Raw genomic sequence first — 17,728 nt, 5'->3', positions numbered from 1 at the left:
CCCGGAAATCCGGGAGGGGGAGAAAGAGGTCAGTCCTCCCCGATCGGCATGCCCGGCGGGATGCGGGGCAGGAGGCGCGTATCGGCCGCCGCCTTGTCCAGCGCTTCGCGGTCGCCGAGCAGCCGCGCCAGGCCCCGGCTCCAGTCCGCCTGCACGCCGGCTCCGGGCACCGCGGCGAGCTGTCGCCCGAGCCGCGCCAGCCGCTCCGACAGCGCCAGCGACAGGGTCGGCGACAGTATCGGGTCGCGCTGCGTCCGGGCGAGCGCCAGGATCGCGGTGGTGGCGATTCGGCGCTGCACGCCCGCCTGAGCCGGTGACAGTCCCCCGAAGCCGGTCACCTGCACGATGAGCCGATCGATCGCCTCCGCCGTGCTGGGCGAGGCCGGGTCGGCCTGGTTCTGGATCTCCAGCCGGTTGAGCCGGTTGGGGGCCAGCAGGTCGGTCAGCGTCACCATCGCGCCGACTTCGGTGGCGGTGAGCGGGTCGAAGATCGGCCCGCCCGCATTCTGCAGCGCCTCGATCTGCTGCTGCCGATCCGTATTGCCAGACCAGCCCGCCGACAGACGCGGCACTAGCGCCGCCGGGACGGTGAGCGCCGTGGGCGTCAGCGTCGCCAGCAGCGCGTCGAGCGCCTTGCGCTGCGCCGCGGGAGCGACCGGGCGCATGTCCTCGCGCCCGTCGCCCTTGACGCCGTAGACGAAGTCGACCCCGCCGAGCACCTTGGCCGCCGCCTCGACCTGGTAGCGATGAAGCAGCCAGACGGGCACGAAGGCGCGCCTCAAATCGGCGAGCGGCTCCCCCGCCGGCAGCGCCTCGGGCCCGAAGCGGGCGATCGCGGCGGCGCGCACCGCCATCATCCGCCCCAGCTCCGCCACCGGATCGCCGGCATCGTCCCACAGGCTCCCCGCCGGATGGGCCGAGTCCGCCGGCCGCGCATCGTCGTCGGCGACGTAGCGCAGCCCCTCCGCCAACGCCCCGTTCAGCCGCTGCTGAGCCTCCGCCTCGCTGGCGGCATAGTTCCAGCCCACCGCGAACGCGTCCCACCGGCCGATCCCGGTCCCGTAGGCATCCGACAAGTCCGGCAGCCCGGCGGTCAGGCGGATGCGCGGCGCCGGATAGTCCATCACCGAATAGCGCCCCTGCGTGCTCGCCGCGAAATTGTGCGCAAAGCCCAGCGCATGCCCCACCTCGTGCGCACCAAGCTCGCGGATGCGGGCGAGCGCGACCTGCACCGGATCGTTCGGCCCGCCGGTGCCCGTCTTCGCCGCGCCGACCAGCGCCTGGTAGATGATGAGGTCCTGCCGCACCCTCAGCGACCCGAGCAGCACGGAGCCCTTGATGATCTCGCCGGTCCTCGGATCGGTGATCGCCTGGCCGTAGGACCAGCCGCGCGTCGCCCGGTTGACCCAGTTGACGACATTGTAGCGCGCGTCGAGCGGATCGGCGCCCTCGGGCAATATCTCGGCGCGGAAGGCGTCGATATAGCCGGCTTCGTCGAACGCCTTGCCCCACCACGACACCCCCTCGCGCAGCGCCGAGCGGATCGGCTCGGGCGCGCTGCGGTCGATGTAGAAGATTATCGGCTTCTTCACGCGCGAGCGCGGCGCGGCGGGGTCGGTCTTCTCGAGCCGGAAGCGGTTGGCGAGCTCGTAGACGATCGGCGATCCGAGCGGCTGCGCGAAGTCGACGACCTGCGTGCCGAACGTGCCCGTCCGCGGGTCGAAGCGGCGCGGCACGTAGCCCGGCTCCGGCAGCCGCACGAGCGAATGGCGGACGATGAAGCTCACATTGCCGCTGACCGGCGCGATGTTGCCGACCTCCTGCGTCGGCTGGCTCGCCGTGAAGGTCAGCCGCCCCTCAAGTTCGATATTGTCCGGGAAGACCTTGACGAAATTGCTGTCGGCAACGCTCAGTTCCGGCGCCAGCTTGAAGTCGCTCCCGCCGCCGCCGCGTTTCAGCGCGCCGGCAATGTCCATGTCGTCGCGGGTCAGGAAGCTGGAGACATCTACCACCAGCCGCCCGTCCGGCTGCTCCGTCGCGTCGCCCATCCAGATCGTCGAATAAGCGAAGCTGCGCCGCACCCCCTCCTGCTCGTCGCGACCGGCCCCGCTGGCGCGGAAGCGCGGATTCTCGATCTCGGCCACCACCTTCCGCCCCACCCGCCGGAACACCAGCAGCCGCGACCCGCTCGCCTGCGCGCGGTCGAGCCCGATCGGCGCCGAGCCGAGCCCCGTCTCGAGCGCCGTCAGGTAGATGAACCGCCCCGAAATCCCCTCCGCATCCGGCGCCGGCAGCACCAGCAGCACCCTGCCCCCGCTCCTATCGACCCGCACCGGCAGCAACCCCTGCATCTCCGGCAGCGGCGCCGCGGCGGCGGGTGCGGGAGGCGGGGCGGCGATAGCTGGGGCGGCGGTCGCGAGGAGGAGAGGCAGCAGGGCGAGGCGCAGGGTCATGGAGGCTCCGGGGGGAATGCGGAACGGGGACACTAAGGTTGCCTCCGAACGCTGTCGAGCGGCAGAGGGAGGGGACAGTCACCGGCCGCGCAGACCTCGTAAATTCGCGCACGCTGGCGGGGCCGGTGACTGTCCCCGTTCAGCACCTTGTCAACCGCGCCGCCCCCGCCCCATGACCGGCACAAGGGAGAGACGATGCCGGCGCAGTTCACCGCGCTCGATTGGGGAGTGGTCGGCGCCTATGTGGCGCTGCTCGCGCTTGCGGGCTGGCTCGCCACCCGCCGCCAGCGCAATGCGGAGGATTATTTCCTCGCCGGCCATCGCGTCCCCGTCTGGCTGGTCGCCATCTCGGTCCTTTCGACCACCCAGTCCGCCGCCACCTTCCTCGGCGCGCCGGACTACAGCTATCGCGGCGACTACACCTACCTCACCAGCTATGGCGGCGCCCTGCTCGGCGCCTTCCTCGCCGGTCGCATCCTCGTGCCGCGGCTCTACGCGCTCGGCGCCACCACCTGCTACGAATTGCTCAGCGCCCGCTACGACGTCCGCGCGATGCGCGCCGCGGGCGGCATGTACCTCGTCGGCCGGGTGTTCGCGAGCGGCGCGCGACTGTACCTCGCCGCCATCGCCGTCTCGATGATCCTGTTCACCGACATCGCGCCGGGCAGCGTCATCCTCGCCTCCTTGGCCCTCGTCGCCCTCGGCCTCGCCTTCACCTTCATCGGGGGCCTGAACGCGATCATCTGGAGCGATCTGGTCCAGGTCATCCTCTACACCGGCGCCGCGCTGATCGTCCTGTGGCTGCTCTGGACCGGCATTCCCGCGTCCAGCAGCGAAATCGTCCACGCCCTCGCCGCCCCGCCGGCGGGCGCGAGCAAGCTCAGATTCGTCGACCTGTCGCTCGATCTCTCCCACTCCTTCTCGCTGCTCGCCACCTCGACGGGCATCGTCCTCCTCTTCTTCGCCAGCACCGGCCTCGACCAGGACACGACCCAGCGCCTCCTCGCCTGCAAGGACAGCCGCGCGGGCGAGCGCGCGCTCTACGCCAGCGTCCTCGCCTCGGTGCCGGTGGTGCTCCTGTTCATGGCGATCGGCTCGCTCCTCTACATCTTCTACGACCGGCCGGACCTGATGGGCCGCAGCGCCGCCGTCGCCGCCAGCGGCGAGTTTCACGGCGAGAAGATCACCATCTTCCTCCACTACATCCTCACCCACGTCCCGCCCGGCATACGCGGCCTCGTCGCCGTCGGCGTGCTGGCAGCGGCGGCGATCAATTCCGAGCTGATCTCGATGGCCTCGGTGCTGGTCGAGGATTTCTACCGCCCCTGGAGCGAGCGACGCCGCCCGCGTGCCGCAAGCCATTACGTCCTCGCCGGCCGCATCGGGCAGCTGGTCATGGCCCTCGCCCTCCTCGCCATGTCGGTGCTCTGCTATTATTGGCAGCATTACACCGCCGCTCCGCTCCTCGCCTTCGTCCTCGGCGTGATGAGCTTCGCTTATTCCGGCCTGCTCGGCGTCTATTTCACCGCCCTCTTCACCCGCCGCGGCTCGACCCGCTCGGTGCTGTGGGCGCTCGCGACAGGTTTCGCGGCCATCGCCCTCCAGCAGGCCTTCGTGGTCGACACGCTCGGCCTCCCGGCCTTTTTCAAGTCGCTGGCCTTTCCGTTCCAGCTCTGCCTCGGCACGGCCATCGCGTTTGCGACCTGTGCCGCTGGCAAGCAGGCCCCGCGCTCGGCTATCGAGGCGGCATGACCAGCCGCAGCCTCTTCGCCACCCGCTTCTACGAAGGGTCGCTCGGCGACGCTCAGCTGGTGGAAGAGCTCGAAGCCTCCTGCCGCGCCCTCGCCGCCGAGGACGAGGCCGGCCGCCGCTGGTCGAAGGCGCACGGCTATCGCGGCTACACCTCCTACGCCTCCTTGAACGACCTGCCGCAGCGCGACCCCGCCTTTGCCGACCTCGTCCGCGCGCTGAACCGCCACGTCGCCGCCTTCGCCGCCGATTGCGCCTTCGACCTGGGCGGGAAGCGCCTCAAGCTCGACAGCCTGTGGGTCAATGTCTTGAAGCCCGGCGGCGCGCATAGTGGCCACATCCACCCCCACAGCGTCGTCTCCGGCACCTGCTACGTCGCCGTCCCGCCCGGCGCGGGCGCCCTGAAGCTCGAAGACCCGCGCCTGCCGATGCTGATGGCCGCCCCGCCCCGCCGCGGCGACGCGCCGGAGGATCTGCGCACCTTCGTCTACGCCCAGTCGCAGCCCGGCAGCGTCTTCCTCTGGGAAAGCTGGCTCCGCCACGAAGTCGTCCCCGGCACGGGGCGCGACGAGCGGATCAGCATCAGCTTCAACTATCGGGTGTAAGGCGGTGGAGCGGGTGCTCGTCATCGGCTCGCCGGGCTCGGGTAAGTCAACCATGGCGGCCGAGATCGCCCGCCGCACGGGCCTGCCGCTCATCCACCTCGACCAGCATTATTGGCGCGCCGGCTGGATCGAGCCGGACGACGAGACCTGGGCGGGGCAAATGCAGGCCCTGGCGGCGGGCGAGCGCTGGGTGATGGACGGCAATTACGGCGGCACCCTCAACCTCCGGCTGCCGCGGGCGGACATTGTGATCTGGCTCGACTTTCCGACCCGGCTCTGCCTCTGGCGCATTGCGCGCAGAGCCCTGCACCATCGCGGCAAAGTGCGGGCGAGCATGGCCGAGGGCTGCCCCGAACAACTCCGCCCCGATTTCATTCTCCACGTCCTGCGCTTCCGGCGACACAGCCGCCAGCGGATCGTCAGCTGGCTCCCGGGCTTCACCGGCACCCTCCTCCGCTTCCGCCGCCCCCGCGAGGCGGTGCGCTGGCTCGCAGCCCTGTGAGCGGGTACACGGGTCCTATGGAGGACCGCCGATGACCGGAGCGATCGCGGCGCCCTGCGACGGCGGCACCGCTGCCGCCCAGCCGCCCCGCCCCTCGCGCGGCAGCGCCGGCACCCTCGCCGCCTCGATCCTCGCCTCGAGCCTCTCCTTCGTCGACGGCTCGGTCGTCAACGTCGCCCTCCCCGCTATCGGCGCCGACCTCCATGCCGGGGCCGCCGGGCTGCAGTGGATCGTCAACGGCTACCTCCTGCCGCTGAGCGCGCTCCTCCTCCTCGGCGGCGCGGCCGGCGACAGGTTCGGGCGGCGGCGGCTGTTCCTCTGGGGCATCGCCTTGTTCGCCGTCGCCTCAGGCCTCTGCGCCCTCGCCCCCACCCTCCCCCTCCTTCACGCCGGCCGCGTGCTGCAGGGCATCGCCTCGGCCATGCTGATGCCCAACAGCCTCGCCCTCCTCGGCGCCGCCTTCGCCGGGGAGGCGCGGGGGCGGGCGATCGGGACCTGGGCGGCGGCCGGCGCCATCGCCGGCGCACTCGGGCCGTTGCTCGGCGGTTGGCTGGTCGGCGCTGTCGGCTGGCGCAGCATCTTCCTCATCAACCTCCCCCTCGCAGCCGCCGCGATCCTCCTTGGCCTGCGCTACGTCGAGGAGAGCAGCGAGGCGCGGCCGATGCCGCTCGACTGGCTCGGCGTCGCCGTCGCCACGGTCGGCCTCGGCGCCCTCACCTGGGGCCTGACCCTCCTCTCCGGCACCGCCGACGACGGCAGCGGCCTCCCGGCGGCCCTCGTCGGCGCCGCAGCCCTCCTCGCCTTCGTCTGGATCGAGCGCCGCCGCGGGGAACGGGCGATCATGCCGCTCTCCCTCTTCGGCACGGCGAGCTTCGCCGGCCTCACCCTCCTCACCTTCTTCCTCTACGCGGCCTTGGGCGGCCTCTTCGTCCTCCTCCCTTATTACCTCATCGACCATGACGGCTATTCGCCCGTCGCCGCCGGCGCGGCCTTGCTGCCGCTCCCGGCCGTCATCGGCTTCGCCTCGCGCCCGCTCGGCGCCCTCGCCGCCCGCACCGGCCCGCGCCTGCCGCTCACGATTGGCCCACTGATCGTCGCCGCCGGCTTCCTCATCGCCACCCGCATCGGCGGCGACGGCAGCTACTGGACCACCGCCCTCCCCGCAGTCCTTGTCATCGCCATCGGCATGGCCTGCGCCGTCGCGCCGCTGACCACCGCCGTCATGGCCTCGGTCGACCGCGACCATGTCGGCACCGCCAACGGCTTCAACAGCGCCGTCGCCCGCACCGGCGGCCTCATCGCCACGGCGCTCCTCGGCGGCGTCCTCGGCGCGCGCGGCGAGGCGCTCGCGGGAGGCTTCGACACCGCCGCCATCGTCGCTGCGGCCGCCGCCGCGATCGCCGGCCTCTCCGCGCTCCTGCTGCTGCGCCCGCGCGAGATCGACGCCGGGCGCGTAGAGGCTGGAAATCGCCGCTGCCAGCCTCTATCGGGCGGGGCAAGCCGCCGCGGGCGGCGCGCCCCTCCTCTTTATCGGTAAGGTCCCATGGGTTTCCGCTGCGGCATTGTCGGCCTTCCCAACGTCGGCAAGTCCACCCTCTTCAACGCGCTGACCGAGACCGCCGCGGCGCAGGCGGCCAACTATCCCTTCTGCACGATCGAGCCGAACGTGGGCCGCGTCGCCGTCCCCGATCCGCGGTTGGACGAGATCGCCCGCATCGCGAAGTCCGCGCAGGAAATCGAAACCCAGCTTGAATTCGTCGACATTGCCGGCCTGGTGCGCGGCGCCTCCAAGGGCGAGGGGCTCGGCAACCAGTTCTTGGGCAACATCCGCGAGGTGGACGCGATCGTTCACGTCCTGCGCTGCTTCGAAGGCGGTGACGTCACCCACGTCGAAGGCCGCGTCGATCCGATCGCCGACGCCGAGACCGTGGAGACCGAGCTGATGCTGGCCGATCTCGACAGCCTCGAAAAGCGCGTGCCGAACCTTCAGAAGAAGGCGCAGCAGGGCGACAAGGAGGCGAAGGTCCAGGCCTCCGTCCTCGGCCAGGCGCTGGCGCTGCTGCGCGAGTCGAAGCCCGCCCGCCTCACCGAGCCGCGCGACGCCGAGGAGAAGGTCGCCCTCGACCGCGCCCAATTGCTCACCGCCAAGCCCGTCCTCTACGTCTGCAACGTCGACGAGGGCGATGCGGCCGGGGGCAATGCCCACAGCGCCCGCGTCTTCGAAAAGGCCGCTGCGGAAGGCGCCGGCGCGGTGATCGTCTCCGCCGCCATCGAGGCCGAGATCGTCACGATGGCCGCCGAGGACCGCGGCGAGTTCCTCGCCGACCTCGGCCTCGAGGAGACCGGCCTCGCCCGAGTCATCCGCGCCGGCTACGATCTCCTCCACCTCATCACCTTCTTCACCGCCGGCCCGAAGGAAGCGCGCGCCTGGACGGTCGAGAAAGGCGCCAGGGCCCCGCAGGCCGCCGGCGCCATCCACTCCGACTTCGAGCGCGGCTTCATCCGCGCCGAGACCATTGCCTTCGCCGATTTCGTCGCCTGCGGCGGCGAGGCGGGGGCGCGGGAGGCGGGCAAGCTGCGTTCCGAGGGCAAGGACTATGTGGTCCAGGACGGCGACGTAATGCTGTTCCGCTTCAACGTCTGAGTCTGGCACGGCTCGCTTCGGGCGCCGGGGAGCGCGCGGGCTCTAGCGGTGCCTGCATCCTTTGACGTACGTTCCTGAGCGATGCTTCTGCTGCTCGGCCTCGCCCCCGCTCCCGATGCCCGCCTTCCCGCGCCCATCGAAGCAAAAGCTGGCGACATCGTCCTGGCACCGAGCGCCTCCGTGCGCGCCGCCACGATCGCGCCCCTCGCGCGGCCGCCGGAAAGGCCGATGACGGTGAAGCTGGCATGCGAGGTCCACGCCAACGGCGAGCCGATACGCTGCGTTCGCGCCGAATCCCTCGGCGGCCTGGCGCGCTGGAGCGACTTCTACGCCGCCGCCGACAGCCTAGCCCGGTCCTTGTATGAACCCGGCGGCGATCTCATCGTCCGTGGCGCTTACGAGCGTGTCCACGCGCTGCGGGTTCGCGCGTGGAAGTCGCGCGACTTCGCAGGCAAGGCCTTCATGCTGTTCAGCGAGGTCATCGCGGCCGGCGACGCAGCGCCGCCGCCGCAGCCGGCCGAAACCGTTTCCGCCGAGAGCCTCGTCTTCGAGGATTCGCCGGCAGGCCTCGACATGGACCAGTTGTACCCCGAGGCGGCGCTGCGGAATGAGGTGCAGCCTCACGTGACTATCACGTGCCGGGTTCAGCCGAGCCGCGAACTCCTGTGCAGGGATGGCGAGGTCGCCTGGTTCCAGCCGCTCGATGGCGCGGCGACCCGGCAGATGCTGCTCGCCACCTATCAGTTCGCAGCCGCCCGAAAGGTTGCGCCGCTGACGCGTGACGGACGGCAAACCGTGGGACGCGACGTTCGGATCGACGTGCACTGGAACCTCAAGGGCATTTGATGCGCGGACGAATAGCGTCGGCCCCGACTGGGAGTTCCTGCCTCGGGGTTCAGGGTCCGGTCATCGGCACCGCGACAACGGGGCGGCCGTGACGATCCGCGCGACTGCCCTCCTCCTTGCCCTCGCCGCGACTGGCTGCGCGATCCCGCAGAAGCAGCGCGTTTCGGCCTGCTTTCCGGCGCCGCCGCGTGCCGCCGCCGAAGGCCGCGCGTCGACCACGCTCAGCATCCTCACCTTCAACGTCGAGGGCATGCCCTGGCCCGCCAAGGGCCACCGCGCCCCGCGGCTCAGGGAGATCGGACGCGAGCTTGCCGCAATGCGCGCCAGGGGCACAGCCCCGGACATCGTGCTCCTCCAGGAGAGTTTCTCCCGCGAGGCGGCGCGGATCGGCGCCCGTGCCGGCTACCGCAATTATGTGAAGGGCCCGACCGCCCACACGCGCCGCCCGCCGACCAGCGAGGATGCCGACCCCAAGCTCGTCGACAAGAGGAAGCGAACCAAGGGCGAATGGAAGCCGATCTTCTCCGGCGGCCTCTACATCCTCAGCGACCTCCCCTTGGTAGCGAGCGACCGGGAGCCGTTCCGAAGCCGCGAATGCGCCGGCTTCGACTGCCTCTCGAACAAGGGCGTCATGCATGTCCGGGTCGCCGTGCCCGGCGCGCCGGCCGAACTGGACCTCTTCAACACCCACCTCAATTCGCGCGGCCACGCCGGTGTCTCGCAGGACCGCTCGCTCAAGGCGCACAGCCTGCAGGTCGACGATCTCCACCGCTATATCGAGGCGAAGTGGGACAAGGCCCATCCGATGATCTTCGGCGGCGACCTCAACATGCGCCACGCGCCGGCGCGCTTCGCCCATTTCGCCGCGGTGATGCCCTACACGCTCGTCCATCGCTATTGCCTCCAGAAGGCCGCCGGTTGCGACGTCCGCATCTCGTGGGACGGTGACGCGCCGTGGATGGACACCGAGGATCTGCAGGGCTTCGAAAGCGGCGGCGGCGTCGCCGTCCAGCCCGCGCGGGTCGAAGCGATGTTCGACAAGCCGTGGAGGGGGGACACGCTCTCCGACCATGACGGCTTCCTCGTCACCTACCGCCTCAGCTGGACGAGCGCGGCGCCGAAGCTCCCCCTCCTCCCTACCTGCCGCTGATCGCGCCCTTCGACAGGACCGCCGGGACCCGCTATCGCACCGCCTCGACCGGACAGAGGGGGAAGATGCATGTTCAGCCACGTGATGCTCGGCGCCGACGATGTCGCCGCCTCGCGCCGCTTCTACGACGCGGCGCTCGGCGCGCTCGGCATCAAGCCGGGCCGCGAGGACGATCACGGCCGCATCTTCTACCGCAGCGCCAGCGGCGTCTTGGCGCTGACCAAGCCGATCGACGGCCGCCCCGCCTCCTGCGCCAACGGCAGCACCATCGGCTTCGCCGCACCCTCCCCCGAAGCGGCCGAGGCCTGGCACGCCGCGGGTCTCGCCAACGGCGGCACGGCCTGCGAGGACCCGCCCGGCATTCGCGAAGGCATGGGCATCAAGCTCTTCCTCGCCTATCTGCGCGATCCCGCCGGCAACAAGATCTGCGCGGTCCACAGGGCGCCGGACTGAGGGACAGTTTCAGAGCTTCGTCGGCCAACCGCCAGGATAGCTTCGGCGGTGGGTCCGGCGTACGTTCGTGCGCGTGATCGGCCTCGCCTCAGTCCCGCTCCTACTGCTCCTGTTGCCGGAACGCCCGCTACAGCCCAGCCTCTTCGCTGGGCACGGCGTATCGATCGGCGAGTCGATGCGTTGGCACCGGTCGCCCGACGCGCCGGCCGATGGCACGCTCGTCGTGCCCTCGCCGGACGGCCGCTCCAGGGTCATCGTCCGGTATGCGGAGCATGGCGATGAGCGGAAGGGTAACTTCGCGGTAAATTTCTCGGTGCGCCTGTTCGGGCGGGTCGCCTCCCGCGGCTTGCGCGGCCATAACCAGGTGAGCGGCGACATCCTCTGGTCGCCCGACTCCCGCCGCGTTGCCGTGAGCATGAACGGCGACCTGTTCGTGCTCGGCGCCGGCGGAAGCGCACGGCCGCTCGGCGCGCCTTTTCGAAGGCGGCTCAATCCACCGAAGAGCTGCGACCTTGGCCGCTACAGCAACGTCGCAGCCGTGAAGTGGCTTTCCCCGAAGCGCCTGATCGTCATGGCCCGCCAGCCTTGGGAAGATTCTTGTCCGCAGAAGTACCGCGCGGAATTCTACGAATATGATCTCGGCAGCGGCAAAATCGGGGCATCGCGCAGCCTCGCCCGGAGCGAAAAGAGCTTTTCCGCACGACCTCGGCCCCTTCGCACGCTGACACGCGGGAGTAGCGGGAAGCGCCTTTTCTGAGACCCTCTGGCACTTCCCCCGTTTCCGCTTCATACTCGCGGCAGGCGGAGCGAAGACTCGCCTTGCGGCGGGCCGCTCCTCCCGGAGTGGGGAGGCCAATCATGACGAAAGCGATCGCTTTTCTAGGCATTGCGGCGGCGGCTCTGTCGGCGTCCGCGGCGGCTGCCGATGCGCCGGGCCAGCACAGCGTCACGGTGCGCAACGACACCGGCGTGCGCATCGAATGCGGGATGCGCAGGAACGGCAGCTCGATCGCGGACACGATGCTGCTCAAGCCCGGTCAGGTCTGGACGGCGCGCTTCGACGGCGACAAGCCGCGCTGGTTCCGCTGCGACCGCGCCTACACGGAGTGGCAGCGGCTCGCGCCGGACGGCGTCTACAGCCTCGTCGACATCGGCGGCCGTCTCGTCGTGAAGCCCGCGCCGCACTGACCTCGCCCGGTGCGGCAACCTTTACGGCACCCGCCGCAGATCGAGATCGTGGAAATCGTAGCTGAAGTCGGCGAGCGGCGAGAGCGCCTTCATCGCGATCCGGGTCACCCCGCCGCTCTCGACGAGGAAATGGACAACGGCGTCCTCGCCGGCCCCCTTCGCCCAGCGGGTGCGGAAGCTGTCCGGCCCCCAAGGCTCGAGCCACCCCTTGAACACCGGCGTCCGCGTGAAGTCGATCCACAGGCGGCCGCTCCGTTCGTTGACCGCCACCTCGCCGTACCATGGGTCGGTGTAGCGGCCGGCATAGGCGGCGAGCGGCAGGCTTGGGCCGCCGGGCGGCGCCTTCACCTCTCCGCTCGCGGCGACCACCGCCCGCGCCTCCGCCTCGCTCTTCGCCTTGGCCGCGCGCGTCGCCGCGATCCAGTCGAGCGGCGGGGCGCCGAGCAGATGGTCGAGGAGCGCGTAGCGCAGGTAGGAAATCGGCGCGCCGTCCTCGACGTTCGACCACAGTACGAGGCCGATTCCCTGATCCGGCAGGAGAGCCGTCTGGGTGATCTGCCCCGACAGCCCGCCGGAATGCCAGACGAGCCGGCGCTCGCGATAGGGGCGGACGAACCAGCCGAGCGCATAGCCCTGGAGCACCGCCCGCATCGGATTTTCCGGCAGCGCCCCGGCACTCGCCCCAGTCAGGACCTGCGGCGTCCACATCTCGTCCGACTGCTTCTCGCTCCACAGCCGCGGCAGGCCCGGCGCCTGCCCCTTGCCGAGCTGCGTCTTCAGCCACGGCACGGCGTCGCGCGCACTCGCCTGGATACCGCCCGCGGCAGCGACCACTGCACCCTCGTCCGGCTCGATCACCTCCATCCTGCCGAAGCCCCGCAGCGGCGGCCCGAGCCGGGCGTGACGGGCGGCAATGTTGGCGGTCCGCACCAGCGGAAGGTTGGCGACCGCATTCGGCATGCGCAGCGGCCGGAAGATTCGGTTCGCGATGAAGTCGGTCCACGCCATCCCCGATTTACGCTCGATGAGGATGCCGGCGACGACGTACAGGATGTTGTCATAGGCGTAGCCGGAGCGGAAACCGCGGGCGAGCTTGAGGTGCGGCAGCGCCTTCAACAGCTCTTCCGGCGTCCGGTCGCTCTTGGGAAACTGCATGAGGTCGCCGGCGCCGAGCGCGAGGCCGCTCCTGTGGCAGAGCAGGTCCCGCACACTCATCATCTGCGTGGCGGCCGGATCGGCGAGCGCGAAGTCCGGCATGTGCTTCACAACCGGATCGTCCCAGCCGAGCTTCCCCTCCTCGACCAGCATGGCGAACGCCGCCGCAGTATAGGCCTTCGTGTTCGAGGCGATCGAGAACACGGTGTCCGCATCGACCCGCTCCGGCCGCCCAAGCCGCCGCACGCCATAGCCGCGGACGAAATCCGGCTGCCCGTGCCGGACGATGGCGACGGCGATGCCGGGTATGTCGAACGCCGCCATGAAACGCTGGACGATCGCGTCGACGGGCGGGGCCGCCGCGGCCGTTCCCCAGGCCGGCCGCGCCGCGAGCGCCAGGCCTCCCGCACCGAGCGCCATCGCCCCGCGCCGATCCAGCATCATTTCTCCGGCCATCCTCGCCCCCTCCTGCTCGCGGCGAAGGTGCCGCATTCCCGCAGGCCCCGCAACCGCTCTGGCCAGCCGTGCGCCTTCTGCTAGGGAAGTACGATGATCTGGTTCGAAGACATTGTAGTCGGACGCGAGACCGAGTTCGGCAGCTACGAAGTGACGCGCGAGGAAGTGCTCGACTTCGCGCGCAAATACGACCCGCAGCCCTTCCACCTCTCCGACGAAGCCGCGGCGAAGACCCATTTCGGGCGCCTAGCCGCGTCCGGCTGGCACACCTGCGCGATGGTGATGGCGGTGATCGCGCGCCATGTCGTCAAGGAGGAGCAGGCCGGGCTCGGCTCCCCCGGCATCGACGAATTGCGCTGGCTGAAACCGGTCTATCCCGGCGACACGCTCCACGTGACGGGCCGCATCGTCGACAAGCGCCCATCGCGCAGCAAGCCCGATCTCGGCTCCTTCCGCACCTTCACGACGGTGACGAACCAGGACAATGTCCCGGTCCTAACCTTCACTTCGATCGTGCTGATGCGGCGCAGGCCCGCAAGCTAGGGCCTGATCGTTTGAGGCGGAAGCTTTGCGCTTCCGCCGAGAGCGTGAATCGGCTCTATTTCAAATGGTTGGGGTCCAAGGCGCAGGGTTGCCGTCGTCGGCCGCCTCGGCGCCCATCCATGGTTCGCCTGTCGCTTCCGGGGCGCCGGCTGCTCGGCTACCTCGCCGTGCGAGGACAGCCGGTTGCCCGCGGGGTCGCGTCCGCCGATCTGTGACCCAAGGTCCTTGACGAGATCGGCCGGGCCAATCTGCGGCGTGGATTGTGGCACCTCCCGCCCAAGTAGGTCGTGCCGGTGGGCAACGAACTCCTGCTCGATGCAGAGACCGATCTGGGAAATGCTCGCGCGCCAAGCCGATCCGCACGCTGCCCGACGGACGGCTGGCGCTCGACGGCAACCAGTCGGTCTATTTCGCCGTAGTGCGCTGCCGCGGACCGGTGATCGGACCGTTTCCGCCGCCCCAGCCTCAGGCCGGGCCCCAGCCACAGCCCCAGCCGGCGCCACAGCCACAGCCGTCCCGGTCCCCGTCCCCAACCCCCACCCCATCGGGCAAGGCGCTCGATCCGAAGACGTTCATCGCCGTCTACGGCCCGGCGGCCACGGCTTCGGAAGCGGCGAGCGGGGTGCCGGCTTTGGTGACGCTCGGCCAGGCCGCGCTGGAATCCGGCTGGGGCAAGAGCGCGCCGCGATTCAACTTCTTCGGCATCAAGGCGAAGGGCAGCGACCCGGAAGCGATCCGCCAGCTCCTGCGCACCCGCGAGGTGTTCGCCGACGCGCACCGCAAATTCCCGGAAGTGATCTCGATCACCAAGCGGCCGGACGGGAAATACGATTACGTCGTGCGCGACTGGTTCCGCGCCTATCCCGACGCGGCGAGCGCGTTCATGGCGCACGGCCGGCTCCTCGCCGGCTCCAAACGATACGCCCCCGCCTTCAGCACCGGCGGCGATCCCTACGCCTTCGCCGCCGCGATCGCGAAGGCCGGCTATGCCACCGCGCCCAATTATGCCGAGGTGCTGACGAGCGTGATGCGCAAGATCGCCGCCGCCGGCGGGCCTTGAGCCGAGGCGTGCCGCTTTGACGCGGCGGCGGCAGCGGTTATTCGTCGGGGATGAGCGATCGAGCTGAACACCCCCCGACACCCTCCACAGAGCCGATGGCGCTGGAGCTGAGCGGGCTCGCGAAGAGCTTCGACAGGCCGGTTATCCAGGATTTGGACCTCCGCGTGCGCCCGGGCGAGCTCTATGCGCTGCTCGGCCCGAACGGCGCCGGCAAGACCACCACGTTGCGCATGGTCGTCGGCCTCACCCGGCCGGACAAGGGCCGCATCTCGATCTTCGGCATCGACGCCCTCGCCGATCCGGGGCCGGCCAAGGCGATCACAGCCTGGCTCCCCGACGAGCCGATGCTCTACGACAAGCTGACGCCGCTCGAATATCTCGCCTTCGTCGCGGGGCTTTGGGCGGTGCCGGCGGAGCAGGCGTCGGCGGAGGCGGAGCGGCTGCTGCGCTGGCTCGGCCTGTGGGACGACCGGGCGACGCGCTGCGAAGGCTTCTCGCGCGGGATGAAGCAGAAGGTGGCGCTGGCGGGCGCGCTCATCCACAAGCCGCGCCTCCTGGTCCTCGACGAACCGCTGACCGGGCTCGACGCCGCGATGGCGCGCTCGGTCAAGGACATGCTGCAGGAGCAGGTGCGCGGCGGCGCCACCGTCATCGTCACCACCCACATCCTCGAGGTCGCCGAGCGGCTCGCCGACCGCATCGGCATCATCGACGGCGGCCGCCTGCGCGCCGAGGGCACGCTCGCCGAACTGCGAACCGGTGCCGGCGCGGGCGACCTGACGCTGGAGGAATTGTTCCTCGACCTGACCGCGCGCGGGGCCGATGCGGCTGCCTGAGGCCGTCCGGCCGACGCCGGGATCGCTCGCCTGGCTGGTCCTCCACGAGGTCCGGCTGGGCTTCCGCGCGGGCCGGCGGACCGGCTTCTCCAAGTGGATCCGCCTCGTCCTCCTGCTCGCCTTTTTCCTCATGGGCGTGACGGCTGCAATCCTGCTGCGCGGCGTGCCGCTGGTACCGAAGCCGGCCTGGCTCGTCTTCGGCAACGCCGCCCTCCTCGTCCTCCTCACCTTCATGACGACGCAGAGCCTGATGACGGCGCTGCGCACCCTGTTCGAGAAGACCGACCTCGATCTCCTCCTTTCCTCGCCGATCCCCGAAGGGCGGGTGCTGGCGGCGAAGATGCTCGGTATCGCCGCCACCGCCGCCACGACCTATTGCCTGCTGCTCCTGCCGCTGGCGATGCCGGTCGCGGCGCTCGGCCATCCGCGCCTGTTCGCGCTCGTGCCTTTGCTCGCGGCGCTCGCCATGCTCTCGGCGTGCCTGGGGCTCGGGCTGGCGGTGGCGATGGTCCGCACCATCGGCGCGCGCGGCGCGCGGACGGTGGGGCAGATCGTCGCCGCGGGAATGGGCGGTGCGATCTACCTGACGTCGCAGCTCGCCGGAAACCACCGCCCGGGCCGCAACCGCGTCGCGGGCATTGCCGACTGGCTGCGCGGCCACGGCTGGGGCGTCAGCGGCTGGTCGGCCTATCCCGGCCGCGGCCTGTTCGGCGAGATCGTGCCGTTGCTGCTGGTCGTCACCGTCTCCGGCGCCCTCTTCGCCCTCACCTCCTGGCTGTTCCGCACCCACTTCCTCGCCAGCTTCCAGAGTGCCGGCGAGCGCAGCGGACGCCGCCGGGCGGCGCGCGCCCGCGGCCCCGCCTTCCGCGCCGGCCTGCTGGGCACGGTGATCGCGAAGGAACTGAGGCTGCTGAGCCGTGAGCCCGAGATCGTCTTCGTCGTGCTGCTGCGGCTCATCTATCTGTTCCCGCTCGTGCTGCTCGCGACGCGGCACAACGACCTGGCGGCGCTCGCCACGCCCGGCCTTGCCGGCGTCGGCGTGGTCGCGGCGGGGCAATTGTGCGGCAGCATCGCCTGGCTCACCATCTCCGCCGAGGATGCGCCGGACCTGCTGGCCGTCTCCCCCGTCGAACCGCGCCAGATCAAGCGGATGAAGCTCGCCGCCGCGCTGGCGACGGTGGCGCCGGTCGCGGCAATCCTGCCGATCGTCATCGCCTGGCGCGGCGAGCCGCTCGCCGCCCTTATCGCCTATGCGGGGACGTTGGTGGGCGGGCTCGCCGCCGGGTGGCTCGAACTCAAGTTCGGCAAACCCGCCAAGCGCAGCACCTTCCGCCGCCGCCAGGGCTCGCTGCTGACGTCGCTGCTCGGCCTGCTCCTCTCGGTCCTCGCCGGCGTGGCGACGGCCGCCGCCGTCTACGTCGTCGCCTGAAGGCACACGCTTCCGCGCGATTGCATCCGCTGCCGAAACATTTTAGGCCTAAAGCAATCGGGAGGTGCGCGGATGCGTATCGCATGCCTTGGCGGCGGCCCCGCCGGGCTCTGTTTCGCGATATCGATGAAGCTGCGCGACCCGCGGCACGCCATCGACCTGTTCGAGCGCAACCGCGCCGACGACACGTTCGGCTGGGGCGTCGTCTTCTCCGACCAGACGGTCGAGAATCTGATGGCGAACGATCCCGTTTCCGGCGCCGCCATCCACGACGAATTCGCCCATTGGGACGATATCGAGGTCCACGTCCACGGCGAAACGATCCGCTCGTCGGGCCACGGCTTCATCGGCATCGGCCGCAAGCGGCTGCTGGCGATCCTCCAGGAGCGCGCGCGCGCGCTCGGCGTGCGGCTCCATTTCGAGCAGGAGGCGAGCGCCGACCTTTCCGACTGGGCGGATTACGACCTCGTCATCGCCGCCGACGGCGCCAACAGCCGCATCCGCAACGCCTATGAAGCGCATTTCGGTGTCGACGTGCAGCTGCGCCGCAACCGCTTCTTCTGGTTCGGCACCGAGCAGGTCTTCGAAGCCTTCACCTTCGCCTTCGAGCGGACCGAGGCGGGGTGGGTCTGGGCTCACGCCTATCGCTTCGATGCCGG

General features: G+C 70.4%; 16 protein-coding genes and 1 pseudogene. 15 read left to right on the top strand and 2 right to left on the bottom strand.

The features are described 5' to 3' along the window. Positions 1-29: 29 nt before the first annotated feature. The gene (locus VGC56_RS14830; protein WP_464126120.1) at positions 30-2,453 is read right to left on the bottom strand and encodes a zinc-dependent metalloprotease; all 2,424 of its coding nucleotides are present in this window, start codon (positions 2,451-2,453) and stop codon (positions 30-32) included. A gap of 195 nt (positions 2,454-2,648) precedes the next feature. Here VGC56_RS14830 and VGC56_RS14825 point away from each other — a divergent pair, with 195 nt between their 5' ends. The 10 genes from VGC56_RS14825 (at position 2,649) to VGC56_RS14780 (ending at position 11,590) form a co-directional block, all read left to right on the top strand. Then, positions 2,649-4,205: a sodium:solute symporter family transporter gene (locus VGC56_RS14825; protein ID WP_464126118.1), complete on the top strand. Its 1,557-nt coding sequence runs from the start codon at positions 2,649-2,651 to the stop codon at positions 4,203-4,205. Further along, positions 4,202-4,807 carry a TIGR02466 family protein gene (locus tag VGC56_RS14820; RefSeq protein ID WP_464126117.1) on the top strand — a complete coding sequence of 202 codons (606 nt, stop codon included), beginning with the start codon at positions 4,202-4,204 and terminating at the stop codon, positions 4,805-4,807. The genes VGC56_RS14825 and VGC56_RS14820 overlap by 4 nt, the downstream gene beginning before the upstream one ends. Before the next feature lie 4 nt (positions 4,808-4,811). Beyond that, on the top strand, positions 4,812-5,309 hold the full coding sequence (locus tag VGC56_RS14815) for an AAA family ATPase (protein WP_464126115.1): 498 nt from the start codon (positions 4,812-4,814) through the stop codon (positions 5,307-5,309). Positions 5,310-5,340: 31 nt separating this feature from the next. Next, positions 5,341-6,846 carry an MFS transporter gene (locus VGC56_RS14810; RefSeq protein ID WP_464126114.1) on the top strand — a complete coding sequence of 502 codons (1,506 nt, stop codon included), beginning with the start codon at positions 5,341-5,343 and terminating at the stop codon, positions 6,844-6,846. A 6-nt stretch (positions 6,847-6,852) separates the two neighbouring features. Then, complete coding sequence (gene ychF / locus VGC56_RS14805; RefSeq protein WP_464126112.1) at positions 6,853-7,953, top strand: redox-regulated ATPase YchF; 1,101 nt, start codon at positions 6,853-6,855, stop codon at positions 7,951-7,953. Positions 7,954-8,034: 81 nt separating this feature from the next. After that, positions 8,035-8,799 (top strand): hypothetical protein, encoded by a 765-nt coding sequence (locus VGC56_RS14800; RefSeq protein WP_464126111.1) that lies wholly within the window; start codon positions 8,035-8,037, stop codon positions 8,797-8,799. Between the two features lie 88 nt (positions 8,800-8,887). Continuing rightward, on the top strand, positions 8,888-9,949 hold the full coding sequence (locus VGC56_RS14795) for an endonuclease/exonuclease/phosphatase family protein (RefSeq protein WP_464126110.1): 1,062 nt from the start codon (positions 8,888-8,890) through the stop codon (positions 9,947-9,949). A 69-nt stretch (positions 9,950-10,018) separates the two neighbouring features. Then, a complete protein-coding gene (locus tag VGC56_RS14790) occupies positions 10,019-10,402 on the top strand; it encodes a VOC family protein (protein WP_464126108.1) in 384 nt (127 codons plus the stop codon). Positions 10,403-10,475: 73 nt separating this feature from the next. Beyond that, positions 10,476-11,159: a hypothetical protein gene (locus VGC56_RS14785; protein WP_464126106.1), complete on the top strand. Its 684-nt coding sequence runs from the start codon at positions 10,476-10,478 to the stop codon at positions 11,157-11,159. Positions 11,160-11,260: 101 nt separating this feature from the next. Beyond that, positions 11,261-11,590 carry a hypothetical protein gene (locus tag VGC56_RS14780; protein WP_464126104.1) on the top strand — a complete coding sequence of 110 codons (330 nt, stop codon included), beginning with the start codon at positions 11,261-11,263 and terminating at the stop codon, positions 11,588-11,590. Positions 11,591-11,611: 21 nt separating this feature from the next. On the opposite strand, the gene VGC56_RS14775 is transcribed toward VGC56_RS14780, so the two are convergent. Next, positions 11,612-13,201, bottom strand: a complete 1,590-nt coding sequence (locus tag VGC56_RS14775) for a serine hydrolase (protein WP_464126102.1) — start codon at positions 13,199-13,201, stop codon at positions 11,612-11,614. Positions 13,202-13,294: 93 nt separating this feature from the next. Between VGC56_RS14775 and VGC56_RS14770 the strand changes: the two genes are divergently transcribed. The 5 genes and pseudogenes from VGC56_RS14770 to VGC56_RS14750 all read left to right on the top strand — a co-directional run. Then, positions 13,295-13,744: a MaoC family dehydratase gene (locus VGC56_RS14770; protein ID WP_464126100.1), complete on the top strand. Its 450-nt coding sequence runs from the start codon at positions 13,295-13,297 to the stop codon at positions 13,742-13,744. A 418-nt stretch (positions 13,745-14,162) separates the two neighbouring features. Further along, on the top strand, positions 14,163-14,804 hold the full coding sequence (locus tag VGC56_RS14765; protein ID WP_464126098.1) for a glycoside hydrolase family 73 protein: 642 nt from the start codon (positions 14,163-14,165) through the stop codon (positions 14,802-14,804). A gap of 95 nt (positions 14,805-14,899) precedes the next feature. After that, positions 14,900-15,640 carry an ABC transporter ATP-binding protein gene (locus tag VGC56_RS14760; RefSeq protein ID WP_464126096.1) on the top strand — a complete coding sequence of 247 codons (741 nt, stop codon included), beginning with the start codon at positions 14,900-14,902 and terminating at the stop codon, positions 15,638-15,640. Continuing rightward, on the top strand, positions 15,627-17,069 hold the full coding sequence (locus tag VGC56_RS14755; protein ID WP_464126095.1) for a hypothetical protein: 1,443 nt from the start codon (positions 15,627-15,629) through the stop codon (positions 17,067-17,069). Before VGC56_RS14760 ends, VGC56_RS14755 begins: the two co-directional genes overlap by 14 nt. 72 nt (positions 17,070-17,141) lie before the next feature. Continuing rightward, positions 17,142-17,728 (top strand): annotated as a pseudogene (locus tag VGC56_RS14750) (bifunctional salicylyl-CoA 5-hydroxylase/oxidoreductase); the annotation flags it as partial.

Origin of the sequence: Allosphingosinicella sp. (assembly GCF_036403745.1) — a bacterium.
Taxonomy (GTDB): Bacteria; Pseudomonadota; Alphaproteobacteria; order Sphingomonadales; family Sphingomonadaceae; genus Allosphingosinicella.
This window is presented reverse-complemented; position numbering and strand designations above follow the sequence as displayed.